Here is a 22454-nt window from a genome sequence, read left to right as displayed (position 1 = left end):
TGGGGAAAACGCGAATTAGACCCAACATAACTTATGAATCGTGCCTTCTTAATGGGATGTAGAGATCTATTAGACCACGTCAAAGCTTCCTTGCATCATCAATTTATTCCCCCTAGATGAAATATTGTGAAGAATTACATAGTGAAATTTATAGTAGACGCTGGGGTTTTATCTTGCGGTTTTAAGGAGCTCGTTAAAAAAAATCCATGAGATGATTGTTTAATATCGTTGTCTAGTGTTTTATCTTTATTTAATGTCTTTTCAAAAAATTCTTTATATTTTTCAGTAAAATCCTTATGACTCTTGTAATAATCTACTAAAGTCTGTTCATACGGGTATTCACCTACTTGCAGTATATATTGCCAAATACAATGCGAATCAAAATCAAATACTGGTACGGACCTCCCTTGAGATTTTGCTTTTTCGCGCTCCTCAATATGAATATGTCTCGCCATAAACTTATTCGCATCGGCATATAAAACAAAGTACTCTGTAAAGACAAGTGTATGTATTTTAAAACTAGCATTGGAAGGAACAACTTATTTTCTACGGCGAACGGTGATGAGGAAGGGGAGGAGCTGAATGCGTCTGCAAGAGTTAATGCGAAATCTGGAGGGCCTATTAGAAGAGAGCTATCATGGCGTTTATGACAGTGAGGTAGATTTTGCTTCCCAATTGCTTCAGGATTGTTATGGAGGCCAGGAGTTACCTAATGGTCTTTTGAATTATTTTGATTATGACGCGTTTGCACCTGATTTATTCATGTGTGATTACTTTTCAATTTAAATAAATCATAAGGTTTATGGTTTCTCTAATAACTAGGCCAATAAAGGGCCTTTTTATGGGAGTTGATATGAAACGTAATAACTAATACGTAAAGCCTCTGGCCGGGATCTCTGTAAAAAGAGTTATAATTAAACTTCAATAAAATTATGCCTTCTCTACCTTAGCTAACTCTGCGTATTAATATACTATCAATTTTCGATTTTTGAATTTTTTGAACAATAATGCTTAGGTCTGATTAGTAACCAGGCTTAAGAGATTTAAGGATGCGTGATCACAAATTGGAACTACTACATTTGACCTCTAGCGCCTTCACTGAGCAAAACCATTGTATGAGCACACTCTTCCTCCGAAGCTCTTTCCTCCCCAGCAGCCCCTTTAAAAAAAGTCATTGCTTTTAACTCCTCGGGTTTTGGAAAAGAAAAGCCTGGGTTGGGCTGATCTGCAGAACAAGAATTGGTTTTATCGCAATTTTGAAATTCGCAACGAGCAACATGCGGATCGCTTTTCATTTCCTCGGTTAAACCAGTCACGAAACTTTTAAAAAAACTATTCTGATCCCAAATGATAGTTTTAACTTTATATTTGACAGCATTCCATAACTGAATTAAATCTTCTCTAGGCTCAGCATGCGGATTAACCGCAAATTGATGAATTGAAAGTTCGATATCAGATCCATCAGGAAGTGCCTTAAATGCTTCAATAAGAGCAGGAATGCCTCGAGAAGCAGGCGACAAATCAGGGAGAGTAATACGTGAATCTTTTCGTTTAATGCTTGCTAAAACAGTTGGAAGTTGAGGTTTATTGGGAATAGAAACGAAGAGGCCAAGTGTCCTAGGGGGTCTTGAAGATGAGGCGACTCTTGCATCTGATTCTGGTTGTTTCAACATTTATATAACCATTGTAGATATTTTACACATATAATACACGACAGTACAATTTATAACTATTTTTATTTTTTAACTGGTCGAATAATGATGCGCCATCTGAAAAGTTTACTGACTTTGCAATAACTAGCGAAGCACTCCAGAGTCCATGAACTAGCACCACATCAGTTTAGTTTTACGATTAATCAGACTGAGTTGCCCCTATAAACCGGACCACTTAGCCCGCTAAAGCCCTTCTGATAAATTGTCTTGGTGCCATCATATTTAATCCTTTATGGGGCGCATGTTCATTGTAGTTATCGAACCAATCGGGTAACTGCCTCATGAGCGTGAGCGCATCAAATGGATCACTAAATGCGACATAATCTCTCTTAAACGTTTTGACGAATGCTTCAGCCATTTTATTACTTTCAGGGCTATAAGCAGGCGTGGTTCTCACATCAAAGCCAAGTTGTCCGAGTAAATGCTACTGTTTCGCGAGCTGTATAACCAGATCCATTGTCACTAAGCCACTGTATTGGCTTTGCTAATACGCCTATTTTGCCCAAACGATATTCTATACTTACAGTAGCAAGTCTCTAATCGTTCTGTCATCTATGCCGACAGCTGATGAAACGTACCTCATAACCTCTCGGTCACAGGTATCCATAGCAAAAACAACATGAACTCTTACTCCGTTAGCACACTGAATGGTAAAGCAATCAGAGCACCCACCCGTATTACTTTTTAAAGTAATCACCATACCGTCGTGCGCGCGTGTTGGCTTTTTCTTAGGAGCCAAAAGCAATAAATTATTGAGCATTTATAATGCGATATACACGAGTGTGGTTCACTTTTAACCTGCCTTCAGACTGCACTCGATGGTTGAGTAAAACAGTGACTCTTCGATAGGCCATAGCTGCTGCGTTTGTCCGTGATTTCGCGAATATAAGGGAGCAGTTTATTGTCCTCGGTTTTAACGTAATGGTTCTTTCGTGGTTCCATTTTTTTAAGCCTTTCTGTTAGTTTTGTACGAGATACTTCTAGAGCAAGGGCTATTCGCTTATACCAAGCAAGGGTTGCCGCGAGATCAGTTTTTTCCCGGCCTAGCTTTACCGCTTCACGTAGTATTTCGTTCTCTAACGTTTTTTGGCCTAACACTTGTTCTAATTGCTTAATTCGTCTTTTGAGTTCATTCGCTTCACTTTGGGGTACAACAGATTCTTCAGCCTTTACTCCAGTCAATGCACTGCTCTCCATTAATTTACGCCAATAAAATAATTGGCTAGGGGGTATTCCATGTTTCCGGCAACGTAAGATACCGTTGCTCCTGAATGATAGCTCTCATGGACTATTTGTTGTTTCTCTAAGGGAGTCCAACGGACGTCGATTACTGCTTGAGTGGATTATTTCATTACATTTTAAGGCTATCTTGAAGTTAATTTGTCTCTCATAAACAGGACACGGGAAATATCTAAGCCATGTGTTGGGTTTGCCAAACAGACAATTTTTTTATTACAATTTAAAAGTGATTATTTTAATAATCATAATCTTATTAATTTTAACAGGAAAAGATACCCACTCAATAAGGATGAAAACTAATGATAATTAATAAAAACTTGCTGTTCGTCTTGCCATCTGTTTTTTCATGTACTCTTGCCTTTTCTGCTTCATGCGCCTTTGATCAATCAAAAACATGTCAATTAATTACCGATATATTGCAAGATAAAGCAAGCAGTGGTCTCAATTATTATGCATCGACTAATTATGATCACCGTATGTCTGGTGAAATTAATGTCTATGATACATCAAAAACAATTAAGAGCACGGACGGAAAATTAACGTTACTCGCAGATTTGATTAATACCGGCTTTTGGAAAAGCGGAGAAATAATGACGCGAGCTAACCTTAACTCACCACCTTTTAACTCTCCAGTACCCTCAGAAGTATGGACTACGAAAGAAATAAAACATGGGTACCTGGAAGTAAACATCAATTTACCGGTCTGTACCAAAAGCATTGATGGCTTATGTCAGCAAGGTATAAATCCAAGCAGCTACAATCAAGGGTTATGGCCGGCAATATGGATGATGCCCACCTATGATTCTAATTGGCCTCAAAATGGTGAAATTGATATTATGGAAGCCTATCCCCACAACACGGTTTTTAACGTTACCACAGCTGCACTGCATTTTAACGGAAACTCTTCTCAATGTGGGGGTGGAGATTGCCGTGGCTGGGGTTATTCTCTTGATTCACATCAGTTTCCTCAATTAGCCTATGCGAGCCCTCACACTTGGGGTTTTGAATGGGAACAAGATACAAACAGTCAAAAGGGCGGCTATATCCTTACAGGCTATATTGATAATGTGAAAACCTGGGGTCCGTTAAAAACTGATTCTCTACCTGCTGATGGTGCCTCTGCCTTACAACGAGGGTTTAACGATCCCAATGGAGGCTATTACCTTATCATTAACCTTGCGGTAGGAGGACCCTATGCTGGAGCACCGAATTCGCAAATGCAATCTGCCAGCATGAAGGTAAACAGTGTGAAAGTTTATCAGATAGACAGTTCTACTCCCGCGGACCAGTGTAATCCGCCGATAGATTTTTCCTCATCTTATACACCGGATAAAAAGAATATTACTGTGTCCTGGCACACCCCTGGGAATAGTACGAATGTAGTTGCCTATCAAGTTAAGGATTGGCAAAAAAGAGTACTATGGAAAGATAATAAATTAAATTGGACGGATACTACCCTGCCAGGGACACCAGGAAAATTTACCTATTTTCTGAGTTCGGTCTGCAGCAATAGAGCCTCATCAGATGTGCAGTATGATGTAATTATTCCTGAGACTCCTCAGTGCCTTCCTCCAACCAAAATCAGTGCCAATTACAGCAGTGATAAAAAATCCATCAGCCTTAGTTGGTCCGCTCCAGTACAAAGTTTGCCGGTAACCAGTTATCAAGTTCGCGACTGGCTAAAGCGAGTACTTTGGCAAGGCTCACCAACGAATTGGACTGATCGATCTTTACCGGGAACCTCAGGAAAATTTACCTATTATATAAATTCGGTATGCAATAACCAGGATTCCAGCATGTTGCAGAAAGATGTTAATATCAACTAGATAAATTTTCTCTTATCCTTGATGAGATTGCTTTCTGCTTTGGAGCAACCTCGTCAAGGATATCCGATGGGGGGAACTTCTGCCTATGCTCGCCTCCTCAAGTAACGGTTGCTCTACACTGTAAGTTATTTAAAGGGCGCACGATTTTTGCATTGGCAACCTAAGTTAGCTTCGCCGCCATTTAGCCGATCAGTATTAAAGCTTAAAAGGTTGTTCGCTTCGATTAACACTTTGTTCTAATGCTCCACCCTGAGAAGATCCGGTGATTGTGGTGGTTGGAAAGAAACTGAAGTGATTTTCTACACGCCTTGGTATAGGTTTTAGTATCGAGCCAGGTGATGAATCCATTAGTTTTCTTTTTTTATTTTTATCTTGATTTTCTGTATCAAGATTTATTACAGACTCTCCAGCCTGCCGTTTTATACTAATAGGGCCTATTGTAGATCTTTTATTAGGAGCAATATTACTGATATTTTCATTACCAGGATAAAATAATTTATTGAAACAATTATTTGGAAAGGTGTAATTAAATGCAGAAGAACTGCTTCTTTTGATTTTAGAATTATTAATTGTATCTCTATGATGAGTATATATTTCTTTCCATTCTGCCAGTGAAGTAGAGTTATCTTGTATTACTGGTCTTGATTGAGGAAAAGAATGTGAGTTTTCATTTGTAATACCTTGATTAGATGATAAATTTTCTGCAGTAGGGGCTATTTCTAATTGCAAATAACAATGTAACATATTTCGCAAAATTGCTTTTACTATGCCTACGTGAACTGAGTTACCTAATAAAGTTGCTATGTGATTTTCAGTGCATTGACCAAAATCAAATTGGTCGGGAAAATCAAATAAACGTTTTAATTCTATTTGATTTAAACGCCTTCCTATATCCCAAAGAGGTTCGGTAGAATGCTTGGTAATGGCATGAGATTGAGAGCCTGACCATGTTGCTTTACAATCTATGTTAGGAGTAGTGCGGTCACCAGTAATGGATAGAAGATTACCATTTTTTTTCTGTTTATTAAAATATATTTTAATTCCATCTTTGTAAGGACTCAAGTTTTTTGGGAAATATTCAGATCCTTTTTCAAAAATTAGTGGTTCAGCGTTTTTTTTGGGATTTTTGAATTGTGCATTGATGATGGAGCTCATCAAAGGGGTTAGTCTTTTTTTAGTTTTTTCATCGACAACATCGTTCGTATCCAGTATGTCCTTAAGTAAAGTTAGGCGGTTATTGGGGGTCGGGAAAGCAAAATTAGAAATTTTTAAATCCTTTCTAAATCCTACACAAAACCATCGTTTACGTGTTTGTGCAGAATCAAAATTTGCTGAATTTAACACATCATCAAAAATATCATAACCTGCATTGGTTAATTCATTTTTAATTGTTTCATATTCATGCTTATATTTGCCGCACCTAATTTTATCTACATTTTCAAGTAAAAACATGCTTGGTTGTTTTATTTTAAGAATTTCAAAAATTGGATAAACAAGATCGCCATTCTTTTTATCTTTAAAGCCCTGTTGATTTCCTGCCATACTAAACGGTTGACAGGGGAAACCTGCTGTTAATATATCAATATTTGGAATATTATCAGGCTTTATTTTTTTAATATCACCGTGAGGTTTTTCACCAAAATTTGTTTCATAAACATGTACTGCTTTTTCTTCAATTTCTGATGCAAAAACTTCCCCTAAATTACAATCAAATTCAGATAATACTTGTTCAATAGCAACGCGGAAGCCTCCAATACCACAAAATAGATCTGCAACATTTATTGTTGTTTCATGGGTCATAAAAATTCCTGAGACGTCAAATTATTGACATTATGATATATTTTATATCAGTTGGCAATATTTGTATTCTATGTGTCCAGATAAAACGATCCTTAGAACCCCAAGGTATCGTTCCACATGAGAAGTTACGCACGAACAGTGAAACAAATGGTTAATGATGGGTTTCTACCCTTGGAATCAAAAGTTAGACTCGCTAGTACTCTGTTTGTGATCTCTGCGCTTAACCCACAAAACACTAATTTATCCTAAAAATATCTTTGACATGCCCTCCTGCTGCACTACACTATACGTATAGAAAGGGCACCTTCGCAGAGAGGTAGCTTAGAAAAACTGTCAATGAGCTAAATCTTTTTTTAGTTGTAACCTCAGGAAACATCCTATTTTTCAGAGTAATTTGATAGACGCGTATCGGGATGTGTTAAGAGAAAGACTATCAATATATGAGTTGAAATGGTTGCCATATCAGGTTATGCATTACACAAGAAAATGCGTAATAATCATAATATCGATACTTACTATGCGATTAGAAGTAAAGATAAATTCCGTGTGTTGTTAAAAACGCCAAATAATCATCATGTTACTGCTGAGAATCTGGCCCTTTTACAGCATGAGTTTAATTTATTGCAACAAATTGATTCCCCCACAATCATCAAAGCCTATGATTTCTTACAAGATACTCCTGTACCCATTTTAATTTTAGAAAATGTTGAAGGGATGCTGTTACATGATTATCTAAACGATAATCGATTAGAAATCGGTGATTTTTGTAAGTTGGCGTTACAGCTGGTGGAGATAATCGGTGAGTTACATCAATTAAAAATTATCCATAAAGAAATAAACCCATCGAATATCATTATCGACCCAGAGAAGTTAACCCTCAAATTAATTGATTTAAGTGTTTGTACCCAAATTTCAGAAGAAACCTATGACTACATGACATTCAATAGTCTTGAAGAAGATTTGGCTTATATTTCTCCTGAACAAACCGGACGTATTAATCGCCCTATTGATTATCGTACTGATTTTTATTCTTTAGGGATCACTTTGTATCAGATGTTAACCAATCAACTTCCATTTCAAAGCAACGATCCTTTGGAGTTAGTTCATTGTCATATTGCCAAAAAAGCACCACCAGCATTTGAAAAAAGAGCGGATGCTCCTGAAATGCTGAATGCGATTATTGACAAGCTGTTGAATAAAATGCCTGAATCAAGGTATTCAAGCATCATTGGTTTAAAATCCGATCTGCGTGCATGCCAAGAGCAATGGATTCGTAAACGCTGTATTAAGCGTTTTACTTTAGGCTTAAATGATACGCGTGATTATTTAAGTATTTCGCGTAATTTATATGGTCGTAATGCCCAGGTAGAGCAACTACTACGAGCGTTTAATCATGTCAGCCAAGGTAATAAAGAAATATTCTTAATCTCTGGCTATTCCGGAGTTGGCAAAACCTCCTTAGTTAATGAAGTGCACAAAGCCATGGTGCAGCATCGTGTTTATTACATTCAAGGAAAATTTGACCAGATACAACGAAATATTCCCTACAGTGGCATTGTCTCCGCATTTCAAAAATTGGTGAAGCAAGTCCTTGCTGAAAGCGAGGATAATTTAAATGATATTCGCACCACGCTATTAAATGCTTTAGGTAAGGTAGGGCAGGTCATTATCGATGTTATTCCTGAAATCGAATTAATTATCGGAGTTCAACCTTCCGTTCCTAAATTAAATCCTAATGATACGCAAATTCGATTTAACCTGGCATTCCAAAATTTGATTCGAGTTTTTGCGCAACAAAACCATCCTTTGGTTATCTTTCTTGATGATTTGCAATGGGCAGATAGTTCATCGCTTAATTTTATCGAAAACTTATTGCAAGATCAGGAAACCAATTATTTATTGTTGTTAGGTGCTTATCGAAATAATGAAATTAACGAGAGTCATCCCTTAGAGCATACCTTAAATAACATCGCTCGGAATAACGTGAGGCTAACGCAGATTACCTTAGAGCCTTTAGAGTTAAAAAATATTCAGCAATTACTCCACGATACCTTATTAAGTCCGATGGAGAGGATCCAAGAACTCGCACAATGTGTTTTTGAGAAAACCCAGGGAAATCCTTTTTTTATTAATGAATTCATTAAGCTGCTTTATCAAAACAAATTATTACGCTTTTCGTATGAGCAGAGCTGCTGGGAATGGGATTTATCTAAAATTTTGCAACAGAATGCTACTGATAATGTGGTCGAGCTGCTCACCACGAAGATCCATTGGTTGCCGCAGGCAACTCAGGAAATTCTAATGCTGGCTGCTTGTTTAGGTTATAAATTTGATTTAGCAACGCTGGTTACTATTAGTGAAAAAACGATTAGCCAAACTGCAGATGGCCTGTATCAGGCAATTAAAGCCAATTTGATTTATCCGCTAGAGGAGGCTTATCTAACTGAGAGTCTGATGGGTTTAGAGGCGATTGTGAATCATGAACAATTAAATACTTTGTATTATCGATTTGTCCATGATCGCATTCAGCAAGCAAGTTCTGAATTGGTAGCCAAAGAGGAATTACCCTGTTTGCATGTGAAAATAGGCAGATTATTACTCAAAGAAAAAGAGCTTAGCGAAAACGATGATCGCGTGTTCGAGGTGATGAAGCATTTTAATCAAGGCTTGGCTTTAATTAAATCCTCCCGTGAACGTCTGCAATTAGCCAAATATAACTTATGGGCAGGTCAGAGGGCTAAATCAGCTTCTGCCTATCATGCTGCGAATGAATATTTTTCTGCGGGTATTTCTTTATTGCCAGAAAATTATTGGCAACGGGAAGAGGAGTTAGCGTTTCAACTCTATAAAGAACTGGCCGCATGTAAATATTTGATTGGTGATTTTGAAAAAGCCAATGACTACTTTAGTCAACTGCTTGAACAGGAACATAATCCCCTGAAGATTTTAGAAATCAATCGGCTTAAAATTGAAATGTTGGCCACTATTGGTAAACATACCGAAGCACTGAATTTAGGATTAAGTGCGTTAAGAGGTTTTGGCATTCACATTCCTAAAAATCCGAAGAAATACCATTTACTTATAGCCGTTTATAAAATCAAATTTCAATTAAAGAGAACACGACCTGAATTTATTGACTTGCCCTTAATGAGCGATTTAAAACAAAAGGCCATCGTGAATTTAATTGCACAATTACTTAATAGCGCGTTTATTATTGATCAAACCTTGTTTATTTTGCTTACCTGCATCAACGTAAAATTAAGTTTAAAGTATGGTTATACGGAAAGTACCTCTATGTGTCTTCCTGTATATGCCTTTGTGCTCCTGCATTCTTTGCACTTACATGAGGAAGCACTGTCTTTTGTCCGACTTTACAATAAGTTAAAACACAAATATGGCGCTTCAAATTTTGAGGGGAGAAATCAATTTGTTTTAGGTGAGTTTATTGAGCCCTATCAATTACCGCTGAGCGAATGTAATAAAACCATAGAGAGCGCTTTTAAACTGGGCTGTGAAGCTGGAGATTTAGGGTATAGTAATTACAGTAATATCACTTTGATACTTCATTCCTTCACCATTGGGCAAACACTGGATGAAGTTAAAAAAGCGGTTTCAGCTACTTTGTCATTTATGTCGCGGACTAATATTTCGGATTTTGTTAATGTAACTCGATTTTGGGAGTACTCTGTTCAATGCTTAAAAAATCAGGAGTCTATGCAACCGGAGCAACTGGCAGCTTTTGAAGAGCGTATTATTCAAGGAGAGAATAAAACGGAGCTGGGTTTTTTTTACTGCTCAATTACGCGATTGCATTTTCTATTAGGAAACATTGAGCAAGCCTTGCAAATGGGGGCACATCATGAGACTTACTCCGATTATGATAAAGGATTAATCACTCATTTTGATGGTAAGTTTTATTATGCTTTGGCTTTATGCCAATCCCTGCATCCATTGCCGAAAAAACAGCATAAACTGATTTTAAAGAAGATAAAGCAATTAAAACAATTGATTGATCGATATACTGCTTGGTGTCCTGAGAATTTTAAAACGCATTCCTTATTGATTGAAGCCGAACTAGCATGGATTAATCGTCAGGATGCACTCCCTTTTTATGATGAGGCAGTTCATAGGGCATTGGCGAGTAAGTCCATTATAATTGCTGCAATTGCAAGTGAGCGTGCAGGCTGTTATTGCATTGCCCAAAAAGTTGGGCGGGTGGCACAACTTTATTTACAAAATGCCTATCACTTGTTTAAGAAGTGGGGAGCCACTGCTAAAGCTCAATGGCTGGAAGAGAGCTATCCGACTTACATTACGAGTGAAATGGTATTCGGGAAACCCTCATTTTCTCACGGTGGACCTCAGCATTTGGACATGTTGGCCATTTTAAAATTTACTCGGTTGCTTTCCAGTGAGATACGCATCGATAGGTTATTACAAAAATTCATCACCATCGTCTTGGAAAATTCGGGGGCACAAAATAGCATTATTTTGACCCGCATCAATGGTCAGTGGATTGTCGAGGCAGAAGGCAATTCCGAGGAACAAAATATTTATTTGAATAACCTCAAAGCGAGCGATAAGGGATTACATTATCCTCTTTCCGTTTTGAATTATGTGCAGCTGACCCAAAAAGCAATCATCATCAATGACACGAATCAATCGGAGCTGACTTTCAATGATGTTTATGTACAGCAAGGAAAGCCCAAATCGATCCTTGCCATGCCTCTTTTTTACCAAGGGCAGCTGTGCCATATTTTGTACTTGGAACATAAAGACAGTAATGATACCTTTACTCCAAGTCATATAGACAGTTTACAGTTGCTGTGTTCTCAAGCGATGACTTCTTTGGAAAATGCGAAGCTTTATTATCAGGTATCCCATGATCCACTCACCGGTCTTGCTAACCGCAACATGCTGTATGAGCTCTTTCAACAAACCTCGAGGAAGTTAGGCAGTTCTGGAAAGAAAATTGCCCTATTATTTTTAGATTTAGACTATTTTAAAATGGTTAATGATAATTTAGGTCATGATTATGGCGATAAATTGCTGATCCATACCGCAAAGATCTTAAACTCTATTTTGAAGAAAGGGGATATTGCTGCTCGGATAGGGGGGGATGAGTTCGTAGTCATGCTCACTCACTTTACGTCCAAAGAATACTTAAGTTCAGTCGTTGAATGGATATTCCACGAACTATCGAAACCTTTTCACGTTGGGGAGCATATTTTACAAACAACCACCAGTCTTGGCATAAGCATTTTCCCTGATGATGCTCATGATATACAAACCTTGTTGAAACTTGCTGATACGGCCTTATATCAGGCGAAAGAAAAAGGGCGAAATCAGTTTTATTACTATTCAAACCAATTGTTGGAAGACTATCAACGCATCCATGGTTTGGATAAAGAATTACAACGTGCTTATGAATGTCAGGAATTTTTTTTGATGTATCAACCTTTTTATTCGGTGGAAACGGAAGCTGTAATTGGTCTTGAAGCATTAATCAGATGGAGGCATCCTGACAAAGGAGTTTTAGAAGCCAAAGATTTTATTACGACTTTAGAAAAGAGTCCTTTAATTGGCCCAGTAAGCGAGTGGGTACTTAAAACGGCTTGCCAACAAGCCAAAATCTGGCAGGAAAAAAAGATTTTTTCAGGTTTTATTGCGATTAACTTATCTGCAGCCCAATTTCTTAACCAGTCAGTTAGTGCTGTGGTTGCCGATGTTTTGGCAGAAACTCAGTTTGACCCTACCTTTTTAGAGTTGGAGATTACTGAGACTGTAGTGCTTAATCACAACGAAAACTTATATAAAGAAATTAAGAAATTACAACAATTAGGGGTAAATTTAGTTCTTGATGATTTCGGCACTGGTTATTCAGCCCTATCTTATTTAAAACTTTTGCCGGTTAACAAGATAAAAATTGATAAAGTGTTTATTGATAATTGTGTTGAAGATTCCTTGGATCAAACGATTATCCACGCGATTACCACCATGGCTCATCAATTAAATATGAAGGTGGTTGCAGAAGGTGTTGAAAATCAGCAACAACTCAACACCCTTCATACCCAAGGGATAGATGGCTTCCAGGGTTATGTTTATTCTCGCCCGTTAACCAGTGAGTGTTGTGAAACTTATCTGGACTCTAAGAATAAGAGCTGATAGGCATCAATTTAAAAAAGTGTGTTCGTGTTCTTTAAATTTCCATCAAAACAATTAGAATTCTGCCAAATTAACAGGAGAGTACTAGGCAAGGGCATGAGAAGGGAAAACGTAAGTTGGCATGAAATTATTTTACCTAAAGAGCATACGCAATCAATTCTGCCTTTAGAGCAGGAGTATTTGATTTATAAGAATGGAAAAGTAATTGGTAAATTGATAGGTGCCCAGCCTATAAATAAAACAACGGTATGCTTCAGACTGCAATGCAAATATCTGAATCCCTATAAAAGAAGCCGATTTTATCAGAGGTCACAATGGGGCTTGGAACAAGCGCAAGCTAATGTGATTAAACAGTATTATCCTAGCGACTATTATTTTTCTAAAGGGTACGGAAAATTACAGTTCCAGCATGCTCAGTCAAAACAATGGGTTAATTTTTTTATCGATAGTTCTTTAGAATCCGTAGGAAATAAAAAATCCATACAGCTTAAAGGACCTTATCCGGTAACTGAAGAAATTGATCCACCATGGGTTTTCGCACTGGATTTCGCTCCTTGGGATATGTTTTGGCGTCAACCGGGTGAAATTTGGATTTATTATATTTGGCTTCCTTTTTGGCGAGTTCTCGATGAACAACAAAAAGATGATTACCTAAATAAATGGAACGCGCCAGCTAATTGGCGTGAGCATCTAATGTCTAATGATGATGAGTTGGATAGTGTGGAGGAGGAGAAAGACAAAGAACTTCTTTCTTTTTTAATGAATAAACATTTGAAATGAGCCTAGTAGGGCGCATTTTTTTTATCAAACAATACAGGATCTTTAAAGAAAAAGGTGGATGATAAAATAATGAGTAAGGCAATTAACATCCAACTCATTAAATAAAAGCAATCATCCAGGGCAAGAGCAGTTGCCTGGCGATTAAGGTAGTAACTGAGTTTTGCAAAGGCTTGTTTTCCCGGGAGGGGAACCTGATGTGCTTTCTGTAAAAAATCATTGGTTACAGTGGAAAATTCAGTGAGGCGACTGCCTAAACGCTCATAATAAAATACTTGGCGACGGTGCCATAGGGTGACAAAAAGCGCGATGCCAATTCCACTACCACAAAGCCGGATGATATGAAATAAGTTGAGGCATTCATGTTGTTTTTCCTTAGGGTACACTTGTACTGATAAGCGAAATAATGGTGCGAGAAAAAGGCTAAGACCAAAACCGGTTAAAATTCGCGAAATGGCAATGCGGTCAAAATCAATTTGTACGTTAAATTGAGTGGTGTATAAACTGGATGCAATTAAAAAAAGCAGGGCAATAATCAACGGAAAACGCGGATCATAGGCTTTATAATGAATCAATATGGGCAGCCAGACACCCAGAAGCGTAACTCCAATGGAAAGAAGCACCCAGAACGGGCTGTAATTGACATAAAGGTGTAGCCATAAGGAAAGCAAAATAATCATGCCAAAATAGATAGCGAAGAGCAAACTCACATGCAGCATTGCCAAACAAAAATAAGCATTTTTCAGTAATCTCAAGTCAATGAGTGGATGACGGTGATTGAGGCAACGCAGAATAAAAAATAGAGCGCTGACGCTGCCTATAGTCACTAGAGTACAAACCAGAGGGGAGCGAAACCAATCTAACTCTTGGCCGGCTGCGATTACTGTGCCGAGGCAGGTTACTAATAGGGCATAGAAAAAATAACCGGGATAATCAAATTGAGCTCTTTTAACCGCAGGATAATGTTTGCGATAACGATAGCCCACAATAATAATTAAAAATAAACAATAGATGATGTGGGATAAAAACAACAGTCTCCATTGATGATAAAAGGCAATCCATCCGCCCCAACTGGCGGCAAGAACAGGACCTAAAGAAAAGCAAAGCAGCAGTAACGAGGTGATAAAGGCTTTATCACGGTTGGGGGCCAGATCGGGAATAAGTGTATAAGTAATCAAGAGGTATAAGGGGCCTGAAGCAATACCTTCAAGAAAGCGAAATAAAATAAAAGAGATATAATTCCTCGCAAAGGCGCATTGCCAGGAAAAAAAGATCATCAGTGCTAAACACAGGATATAGAGCTGAATAGGATTCAAGCGCGTACTCTGGGGCTTACCAAAAGGTACTCCCAACATATTACCAATACAAAAGAAACTGATCGCATAAGAACTGATGTAGGTACTGCCACCAAGATTATCAACAATAAAAAGCCCCGCCATAATGGGCAAGGTTAAATTAAAAACTACGGCCGCAAGAGAAAAGACGAGCGCGTAAAGGATCATTGGACTCTCGTTTTATGGGCTAATTCATTATAAGCAAAAGCTGTTTGCGCGTATTGTTGCAGATTTGGATCGATGTTGGCGGCAATAATTCGGGTAAGTAATTCATCGATCCCCGCTTCTTCCTGCTGAAAAATATCCGTTGAATAGCGGGGTGACTCCGTAGTCGCGGTATTATTGAACCCGCCATTGAGGTTTGAGATATCCGTAGTGACTTCTAAGGATAGTCCTACACGTAAGGGATGTTCTTTCAGTTCATGGGGATCAAGGGAGACACGAACAGGGAGACGTTGTACGATTTTAATCCAGTTCCCTGAAAGGTTTTCAGGAGGCAGCAGGGCAAAAGCATTTCCGGCAGCACCAGGAAGGCCGGCTACTGTTCCATGAAAGACTACTGAGTTGCCATAGAGGTCAGAGACAATCCTTACCGGTTGTCCGAGACGAATATCGCTCAATTGGGTTTCTTTATAATTTGCATTAATCCATATTTGGTCCAGAGGGATAACCGACATAAGCCCATCACTGGGGGAGAGCCACATGCCTACCTGCACGCTGCGTTGGGCGATAATACCGTCTACGGGGGCGTAGATTTTACAACGATAAAGCTGTACCCAGGCATCTCGTACTTCTTGAGCCGCCGCCTGCACTAAAGGATGTTCCGTGATGGAGGTGCCTTGGATGAAGGCAAGTGTTTTTTGGTAATTGTTTTTCGTGCTTTCCAATGAGGCGGCACTGGCGCGTAAATCATCGGCGGCATTTTGATAATCCTCTAAGGACACACCTTTCATTTGGATTACGTCATGGCGATGTTTAAAATTTTGTTTTGCCTTCATGTGTTCGGCTTTTTTCATTTGAATGTCAGAGGAAAAAACAAAAACATTATGAAATGCCTGACAGACGTCACGCACGGTTTGCGCTAATTTTTGTTTTGCTTTTTCTAGGGCAATAATGGAATCGGTTTCATTTAAACTAACGAGGAGTTGCCCCTTTTTCACATAATAAGTGTCATCGGTATAAATACCGGTTACAAAGCCAGGGCGAAGCGGTTTAATAGTTACTAAATTGCCCTGAACATAGGCATCCGATGTATAGACTTCAAAACGCCAGATAAAGAGCCAATACAAAAAAAAGCATAAAAAAATGATGCCAAGTGCACTAATAAGCGCAATATGTTGCGGTTTAACTTTTTTCGTCATGTTGCTGTACCAGTGGCACCTGGGGCTGATAATAACCACCGCCCAAGGCTTTTGTTAATTTTATTGAAGCGAGATATTGGTTATACAACAGGGTACTATCCACCAGTTGTTTCTGAATCACTTCTTCATGCAAATAATACACATCAAACTGGCTGTCTAAACCTTTTTGTTGACGTAAGCGTACCAGCTGATAACGTTGCTGTGCCTGATGGATGATTTCTGATTGTTCCGCTTGATGATGATGAACCGTTTGCGCAAAAACCAGGGTATCGAGAACTTCCTGAGTGCTGCGCAAAAGCAAATTATTATAAGCATAAATTGCTGCATCAAATTCTGCTTGGGTGGCTTTAATATTGGCACGAATGGCTCCGGCAGTAAAAATAGGTAAATGAATTGCGGAGGTGAGGCCACCGGTGCCATTAGCGACTTCAAAAAACTTAGTCCAGCTGATACTTTGCAATCCGATAAAGCCTTTGAGATTTACATTAGGGTAGTAAGCAGACATCGCTGCTCCTGTCTTGTAAGCCCAGGCTTTAGCTCGCCAAATTTGCGCGATTAAATCAGGCCGACGAGCAAGCAGATCAAAGGAAATACTGGGTGGAATTTCCAGCTTTTTAGCAAGTTTGGGGAGTGTCTGTTGCATCGAAATGGGGTGAGCAGGGCTTCGTCCTGTCAGCACATTAAGCAAATGGGTATTGTTACTTAATTCTTCATTGATACTGGCTAGCCATTTCTTTGCTTCCAGTAAATTTTCCGCAGCGGCAAGCGCGGGTAACTCCGAAGAAAGTCCTTTACGTACCATCAGCCTTTGCAAATTAATAATGTGTTGTCGTATTTGGACTAATTCTTCATATAAATGCTTTCTTAGCAAATTGGTTTTATAGGCGAAATAGGCCTGGCTCAGAGCAGTGGTAATAATGAGTTTTACTTCTTCGGCTTCTGCTTCCTGTGCTTTGGCTTTACCCAATGCCTCGTTGAGCAAATTGCGGTTTTGTCCCCAAAAGTCAAACTCATAGACAAAGGAGAGAGACAAATCCAATAAAGAGGTATTGAGCGGAAGTCTGGGATTTAGCGCGCGATACAACCCATGTTTACTTAAATGCTGCTGAGTGTCTGTAGCATCAAAAAATACCAGGGGAAACAAAGTAGAACGGGTCACATTGGCTTCTTGCTGTGCTACAGTAATACGGCTTTGCACTTCTTGAATGGATGGATTGCTCGATAGGGCTTCCGCAATCAAGGTATTCAATTCAGCGGAACCATAATTTAGCCACCATTGTTGCTGGGGCCAATTCCCCGTGGCAAAAGTAGCTTTATCTTTTAGACGCCGTTTCATTTCAGGCTCAATTTGCGGTGGGGATTTGAGATGCTCAAGTTGGCGCTTTTGCGGTAATGATACAGTGCAGCCCAAGAGCACTACTCCTAGACAGAGGCAAAAAAACATCCTTATGATAAACCCCATGCACGTATCCTTCGTACAACCTTCTGAGGCATGTGGCCCAGAAGTCTTTTTAATATGCGAATTACAGTGTAAACGGATATCTGGCACGGAACAAGCGCCTCTCTTTATATGGTGAATACCTGTTGTTCTTAAGGGAAGCATATCGATATGTTTCTTTTTTTATCTATTTTTCGGTATAATGCACAATATTAGTAGGTTCAGCTCTTAAATTAGGATGTTATTGTGCAAGAAAAAAAGCTTATTCAATCAGATAGTTCTGAGGCAGAAAACTCGAAGGATCAAGCAAAAAAAAATTATTTGCAGGATGTTGAATCACTCATAAACCAATTAGGTCAAGTTAAAGAAGAGGAAAAAGGGGCCATATTAAAGAAGCTTAAAAAGGCAGATCAACTCTACCTTGGTACTCAGAGCCTGGAAATCATGGGACATGTCTTATTTAGTCGCCATGGTGAAAGTGCCATCTGGGCGCAAAAACGTTTGGGGATGAGTCCGAATGCGACTATTGCTACATCTGCTGAAGTGAGCATGAGCCAAACGAATCAAGTTACGGATAAGTTATTATTTTATCCTGAGCACCAGCAACCTTTCATCGCCATCTCTCCAATGAATAGGGCGATGCAAACTGCGGGATTATTAATTCCTAAACATATTCGTGACGCTGAAATATCTATTGAGCCTGCATTAACGGAAAACAGTAGTCATCCGTCTGGCTGCGATGTTCGCTCAAAAGCAGATATGAAGAAAATATATGAGACAACTTCGTTTTGGCGGGAGCCACTGAAAGCCATTCTTTGGTTCTTTTCTATGTTATTTAGCAGCCAAAAAGACTTTGATAATCTGTATGAAAAAAGAATGCAGGCACTGGACCATATAAAGGAACATGGTGCTGTTGAATCCCAGCTGATTGATAACCGCGTTGATGTAGCGCAAGATCTGGACTATGCCGGAGATAAAGTGGAAAAAATCAAAGCGCTTATCGAAAAGGCAGAGGGTCGCGATTGTTGGTTCTTTGGCCATGGAAAAAATTTCCAGTCTTTTTTCAAGGAGCTTTTCGGAATTAAATCAACTTTTGATTATGCGGAAACTCGCAGCGTCTATAAAATGCGAAATGAACAAAATAAAATCTCCTTGTTTACCCCTCCTTATGTTTTGCAAGTTAATCAGGAGACTGGAGCAATTGAAGGAACGTTCACTGCTTCGTTAGGCATTTCCGCTGCATTCAAGCAAATCAGCGTAGGGCCAGATTCGGCTAGAGCTATTAGTTTACTTGGAGGACCACTGGTTCACAATGAGTCACAGGAGGGCCTTAGTTGTGTGGAGGATGTATCTTTCGCTCGTGAACTAGTTGCAGGACTTCAAGAGGAGGTGAGCGCTGAACTTAGTGCAGGTATGGGCAACCATTTGAGTCAGCCGAGTCAATTTTAATCGTGTTGTAACTCATCGCATTTACCTAAGCTCAATTCCAGGTCTAATAGGTCGCGCGGCTTGTCCGCGTGATCTATACTCCAAAAAATATCTTTTCATTTATTAATTAGATACTTAAATACACTGTTATTTGCTGTGTATCTCAGTTCCCTTGAATATTTATTTCCCCTCTTGAATCTTACATTTGTTACGCATATAGTAGAATTCACGCCACCTATTGGGAAGGATTATGCCAATAAAATCAACAAAAAAAGCTGTATCAGAGCCTATAGAGAATCAGGAAGATTTTGATTTTGATGACTTTGATGATTTTAATGAAGAGGATTTTGAGATTGATGAGAAATTTGAGGCTGATGTTGACGATCTTGTGCCTTATATTGATGAACACAATGAGCATGAAGTACTCCAAAAGGAGCGGGGGGAACTAATAAATACGTTACTTAAAGAAGACGAAGACGAGCTAAATAAGTGGTTAATTAAAGTGAACCGCTCTTGGAAACAAGAAGCTATTATTAGTGATGTTTTATTTTTCGCTGTACAACGTTGCTCATTTGCATTTTTTTCCTCATTATTGGCAAAAGCATTTCGTGAATTAGGGATGACTAAGATGGATGATTCGCCTATATTCATGAAAGAATTGGATTTGCTCACCTTCCACTACGAGGCACGTAAATTTAAAATCTCATTTGATGAGTTGATACAAAGAGCTCTTTTACTCTCTCATCCGGCCCTAAATGGTGACCTTCCTGATGTGTCTAGCAAGCAGGGTATTGCTTTGGTGTTCCATACCTTATTTTCTTGGGTAGAGGATCTTTCTTCCTCGCAGAGAGCGCGGTTGTTGATACTAAAAGATAGAGCATTAGAAGACGATGCAGCAAGGCGTCCCTATTGGAGTAGTTTTTTTTGGGGAGATACTTCAAGGAAAGAAGAAATTGATGGCTATTTTCGTGATTATGATGTGGCCACAGCCCTCGCGTTTACTCTTGGTCATGGTGCCTTGAACTCTACGGCCAGTGAGTGTTTGTTTTTAAAGTTTATTCAAGAAATAAAAAAGGACATCAAACAGAATCCTTGCTTAGCCGAAGCACCCGGATATGCCTTAATTGACTTGTTTGATGAACATACTCATAAAGGTTTATATTGTAAACATTTCCATGACGCCATACTTGTATCTCAAAATGAAGTAGAAAAAGCGCACGAACAGAAGCCATGCCAATTGACTCAAAGTAGCCCTTTTTAGCGTCGCGTAATATGGGAGCGATGCCGGAATTTGTGCATCGCTCCCGTGCTTATTGTATCTTAGATAAAATAAGTTGCTCAATCATTCTTCTCGCCACAGAAGTTAAAACAGGGTTAGTATTTTTATAATAGGGGATAATAATCAGCGCAATTGATAGAGCCCATCCTCTCCCGCGTTGCCAGGTATGCTCGTCAATATTCAGCAGATGCTTACGAAAAATTGCTCTTGAATGTTCATTGAGTAAACTCCAGGCAACAATCAAATCACACGCAGGATCTCCAAGACCAAGGTCTGCAAAATCAATCACAGCACTCAGTCTATTGTTTTGAATTAGGATATTTCCAGGTAGAAGATCACCATGCATCCAAACTGGAGGTTTGTTCCACTTTGGGGTATTGGCTAATTGCTTCCACAACGACGCTAATGGCTGTGTCTCCATATCGGCGGCTAACGCACCTATTGCTTCGGTTGTTTCCTTATCCAGTTCGTTTAACGCCACACCGCGACGTGATAAGGGGCCAGAGTTTGGGAGCTCAATACGATGTAATTCATTTAAAAACAAAGCTAAATCCACAGCAAGCTGTTCGTATTCATTTTCTTTTTCAAACGCAGGATTATGCCCCTCATTCCACTGGGTGATGCTCCAAGGCCAAGGATAAATTTCATTGGACTCACCTTTGAATAGAGGTTCCGATGTTGGGATTTTTAAATGCCGAGCCAGTTGTGGAAGCCATACCCATTCTTTGTCAATCCCATTAGCCACACTACCAGGTGACCATTCAATTCGCGGAATGCGAACGACGTATTGGTTGCCTAAACGAAATAAGGCATTATCCGTTCCACTGGAACGAATAGGCTGAAGCTCGAGATCTGCCCATTGAGGGCATTGCTTTTTTAGAAGAGACTCAACAAGAGCAATAGTAATTTCTTGTTCGTTATCATGCATTTTCGCCATAGATCCAGGTACCATTATCGCTGTTAACAATTTGAGTAACAAAATACCGTAAAAAATACGGTATTGATAGATAACTTAATTGCTATAAAATTAGCGCAATCTAATTCAAGTTGAGAGCAATATGCCAATATTCAATCCTTTTAATTTCTTAATGGAAACCAAGAAATACCCTCATGCGCATTCACATAGAACTACGCTTGGGGGAAAGCTAAAAGATTCTTTTCAGGTTTTCTATGGCGGACGTACGCACAATAGAGAAGATCAACTTGGCATTTTTGATTTTCTAACACTGGGATTACACTATGCTGTAAATAAGTTAATTTTTGCGATAGTAAAAGATATTAATCCAATAGCCGGCATACTACTCTATGGGATTTGGAATATTCCTCGTATTTTGTTTGCTGGATTAGGCACTCTAATTTTTAGCCCGGTGACTTATTTGGCTCACACAGTGCTTAATAAGGAAGGAGAGCCGCTGCGAGAAGGAGTACTGTCATATAAACTAGATAATGCAGACTATTTGATTCATATGCATGATAGTGTGCTGCCTGAGACTCGTGACAAGAATACCTTTATTTTCCTCTGTCGAAAAAATGAACTTTATTGGGTAGATAACCATGGGACCACCCTACGGGTCAACATTCATGATCTTAATGGATTTAGAGCAGCGCTCGATATCGATCTTATCAGGGTAAGAGTCATTATATTTGCGACTGCAAAATTTCATAACAAAGAACAACTAAATCAATTTCTAACAAATCCACCAGTATCGCAAGCTGTAACGTTTAAAGAGTTTTTAGAGTCCAGAGGCCTGGATTTAGAAGATATTCAAGCATCGAGTATTCAGTTCAACGAGCAAAACGATCAAGAATTCAATTTAAGCTTGGGGCGAAATACTAGAGATTCCATTATTGAAAAGGAAAAAATGGTTCCGCTGCAAAAAATACCGGTAAAGCTAAGCAATGCTGAAGACGTTAGCTTTTTTGGTCAATTAAGAAAATTAAATGTAGGACGAATTCAATCAGTAATCGAAGAAGATGAGGCATTACAAGCTAAATTTAATTAACTGGGTTAGGGGTTTCTATACTCATATCCTACCTCAGGCGGACAAGCTGCCTAGCCAGGCCTGCGGAAGAATGAGCTAAATCCCTGGATTCC

At 39.0% G+C, this 22454-nt stretch carries 14 protein-coding genes and 1 pseudogene; 7 read left to right on the top strand and 8 right to left on the bottom strand.

What is annotated here, in order from left to right; genetic code table 11:
• Positions 1–134 precede the first annotated feature (134 nt).
• Positions 135–455 carry a hypothetical protein gene (locus ACD661_RS05015; RefSeq protein ID WP_400186754.1) on the bottom strand — a complete coding sequence of 107 codons (321 nt, stop codon included), beginning with the start codon at positions 453–455 and terminating at the stop codon, positions 135–137.
• A gap of 127 nt (positions 456–582) precedes the next feature.
• Between ACD661_RS05015 and ACD661_RS05010 the strand changes: the two genes are divergently transcribed.
• Positions 583–786 carry an antirestriction protein ArdA gene (locus tag ACD661_RS05010; RefSeq protein WP_400186753.1) on the top strand — a complete coding sequence of 68 codons (204 nt, stop codon included), beginning with the start codon at positions 583–585 and terminating at the stop codon, positions 784–786.
• Between the two features lie 287 nt (positions 787–1073).
• On the opposite strand, the gene ACD661_RS05005 is transcribed toward ACD661_RS05010, so the two are convergent.
• Both ACD661_RS05005 and ACD661_RS05000 read right to left on the bottom strand, forming a co-directional pair.
• Complete coding sequence (locus ACD661_RS05005) at positions 1074–1673, bottom strand: hypothetical protein (RefSeq protein ID WP_400186752.1); 600 nt, start codon at positions 1671–1673, stop codon at positions 1074–1076.
• A 214-nt stretch (positions 1674–1887) separates the two neighbouring features.
• Positions 1888–3040: pseudogene (locus ACD661_RS05000) on the bottom strand (IS3 family transposase).
• 210 nt (positions 3041–3250) lie between these two features.
• Between ACD661_RS05000 and ACD661_RS04995 the strand changes: the two are divergent.
• Positions 3251–4777: a glycoside hydrolase family 16 protein gene (locus ACD661_RS04995; RefSeq protein WP_400186751.1), complete on the top strand. Its 1527-nt coding sequence runs from the start codon at positions 3251–3253 to the stop codon at positions 4775–4777.
• 195 nt (positions 4778–4972) lie between these two features.
• Here the strand turns inward: ACD661_RS04995 and dcm are convergent, their stop codons facing one another.
• Entirely contained in the window at positions 4973–6577 is a 1605-nt protein-coding gene (dcm, locus tag ACD661_RS04990; protein ID WP_400186750.1) for a DNA (cytosine-5-)-methyltransferase, read from the bottom strand.
• A 450-nt stretch (positions 6578–7027) separates the two neighbouring features.
• On the opposite strand from dcm, the gene ACD661_RS04985 reads away from it, so the two are divergent.
• Positions 7028–12742 carry an EAL domain-containing protein gene (locus tag ACD661_RS04985; protein WP_400186749.1) on the top strand — a complete coding sequence of 1905 codons (5715 nt, stop codon included), beginning with the start codon at positions 7028–7030 and terminating at the stop codon, positions 12740–12742.
• A gap of 96 nt (positions 12743–12838) precedes the next feature.
• A complete protein-coding gene (locus ACD661_RS04980; protein WP_400186748.1) occupies positions 12839–13522 on the top strand; it encodes a hypothetical protein in 684 nt (227 codons plus the stop codon).
• A 2-nt stretch (positions 13523–13524) separates the two neighbouring features.
• Here the strand turns inward: ACD661_RS04980 and ACD661_RS04975 are convergent, their stop codons facing one another.
• Genes ACD661_RS04975 through ACD661_RS04965 form a run of 3 tightly spaced genes read right to left on the bottom strand, consistent with a single transcriptional unit; the run spans position 13525 to position 17676 of the window.
• Complete coding sequence (locus ACD661_RS04975) at positions 13525–15021, bottom strand: MFS transporter (protein WP_400186747.1); 1497 nt, start codon at positions 15019–15021, stop codon at positions 13525–13527.
• Positions 15018–16214: an HlyD family secretion protein gene (locus tag ACD661_RS04970; protein ID WP_400186746.1), complete on the bottom strand. Its 1197-nt coding sequence runs from the start codon at positions 16212–16214 to the stop codon at positions 15018–15020. The genes ACD661_RS04975 and ACD661_RS04970 overlap by 4 nt, the downstream gene beginning before the upstream one ends.
• Positions 16198–17676 carry an efflux transporter outer membrane subunit gene (locus ACD661_RS04965; RefSeq protein WP_400186745.1) on the bottom strand — a complete coding sequence of 493 codons (1479 nt, stop codon included), beginning with the start codon at positions 17674–17676 and terminating at the stop codon, positions 16198–16200. The genes ACD661_RS04970 and ACD661_RS04965 overlap by 17 nt, the downstream gene beginning before the upstream one ends.
• 222 nt (positions 17677–17898) lie before the next feature.
• On the opposite strand from ACD661_RS04965, the gene ACD661_RS04960 reads away from it, so the two are divergent.
• Together ACD661_RS04960 and ACD661_RS04955 are read left to right on the top strand one after the other, a co-directional pair.
• Positions 17899–19101: a histidine phosphatase family protein gene (locus ACD661_RS04960; protein WP_400186744.1), complete on the top strand. Its 1203-nt coding sequence runs from the start codon at positions 17899–17901 to the stop codon at positions 19099–19101.
• Between the two features lie 229 nt (positions 19102–19330).
• A complete protein-coding gene (locus tag ACD661_RS04955; protein ID WP_400186743.1) occupies positions 19331–20341 on the top strand; it encodes a hypothetical protein in 1011 nt (336 codons plus the stop codon).
• Positions 20342–20390: 49 nt separating this feature from the next.
• Here the strand turns inward: ACD661_RS04955 and ACD661_RS04950 are convergent, their stop codons facing one another.
• Entirely contained in the window at positions 20391–21296 is a 906-nt protein-coding gene (locus tag ACD661_RS04950) for an aminoglycoside phosphotransferase family protein (protein WP_400186742.1), read from the bottom strand.
• Positions 21297–21417: 121 nt separating this feature from the next.
• On the opposite strand from ACD661_RS04950, the gene ACD661_RS04945 reads away from it, so the two are divergent.
• On the top strand, positions 21418–22362 hold the full coding sequence (locus ACD661_RS04945) for a hypothetical protein (RefSeq protein WP_400186741.1): 945 nt from the start codon (positions 21418–21420) through the stop codon (positions 22360–22362).
• The last annotated feature ends 92 nt before the right edge of the window (positions 22363–22454 follow it).

Origin of the sequence: Legionella lytica (assembly GCF_044626755.1) — a bacterium.
GTDB lineage: Bacteria > Pseudomonadota > Gammaproteobacteria > Legionellales > Legionellaceae > Legionella > Legionella lytica_A.
This window is presented reverse-complemented; position numbering and strand designations above follow the sequence as displayed.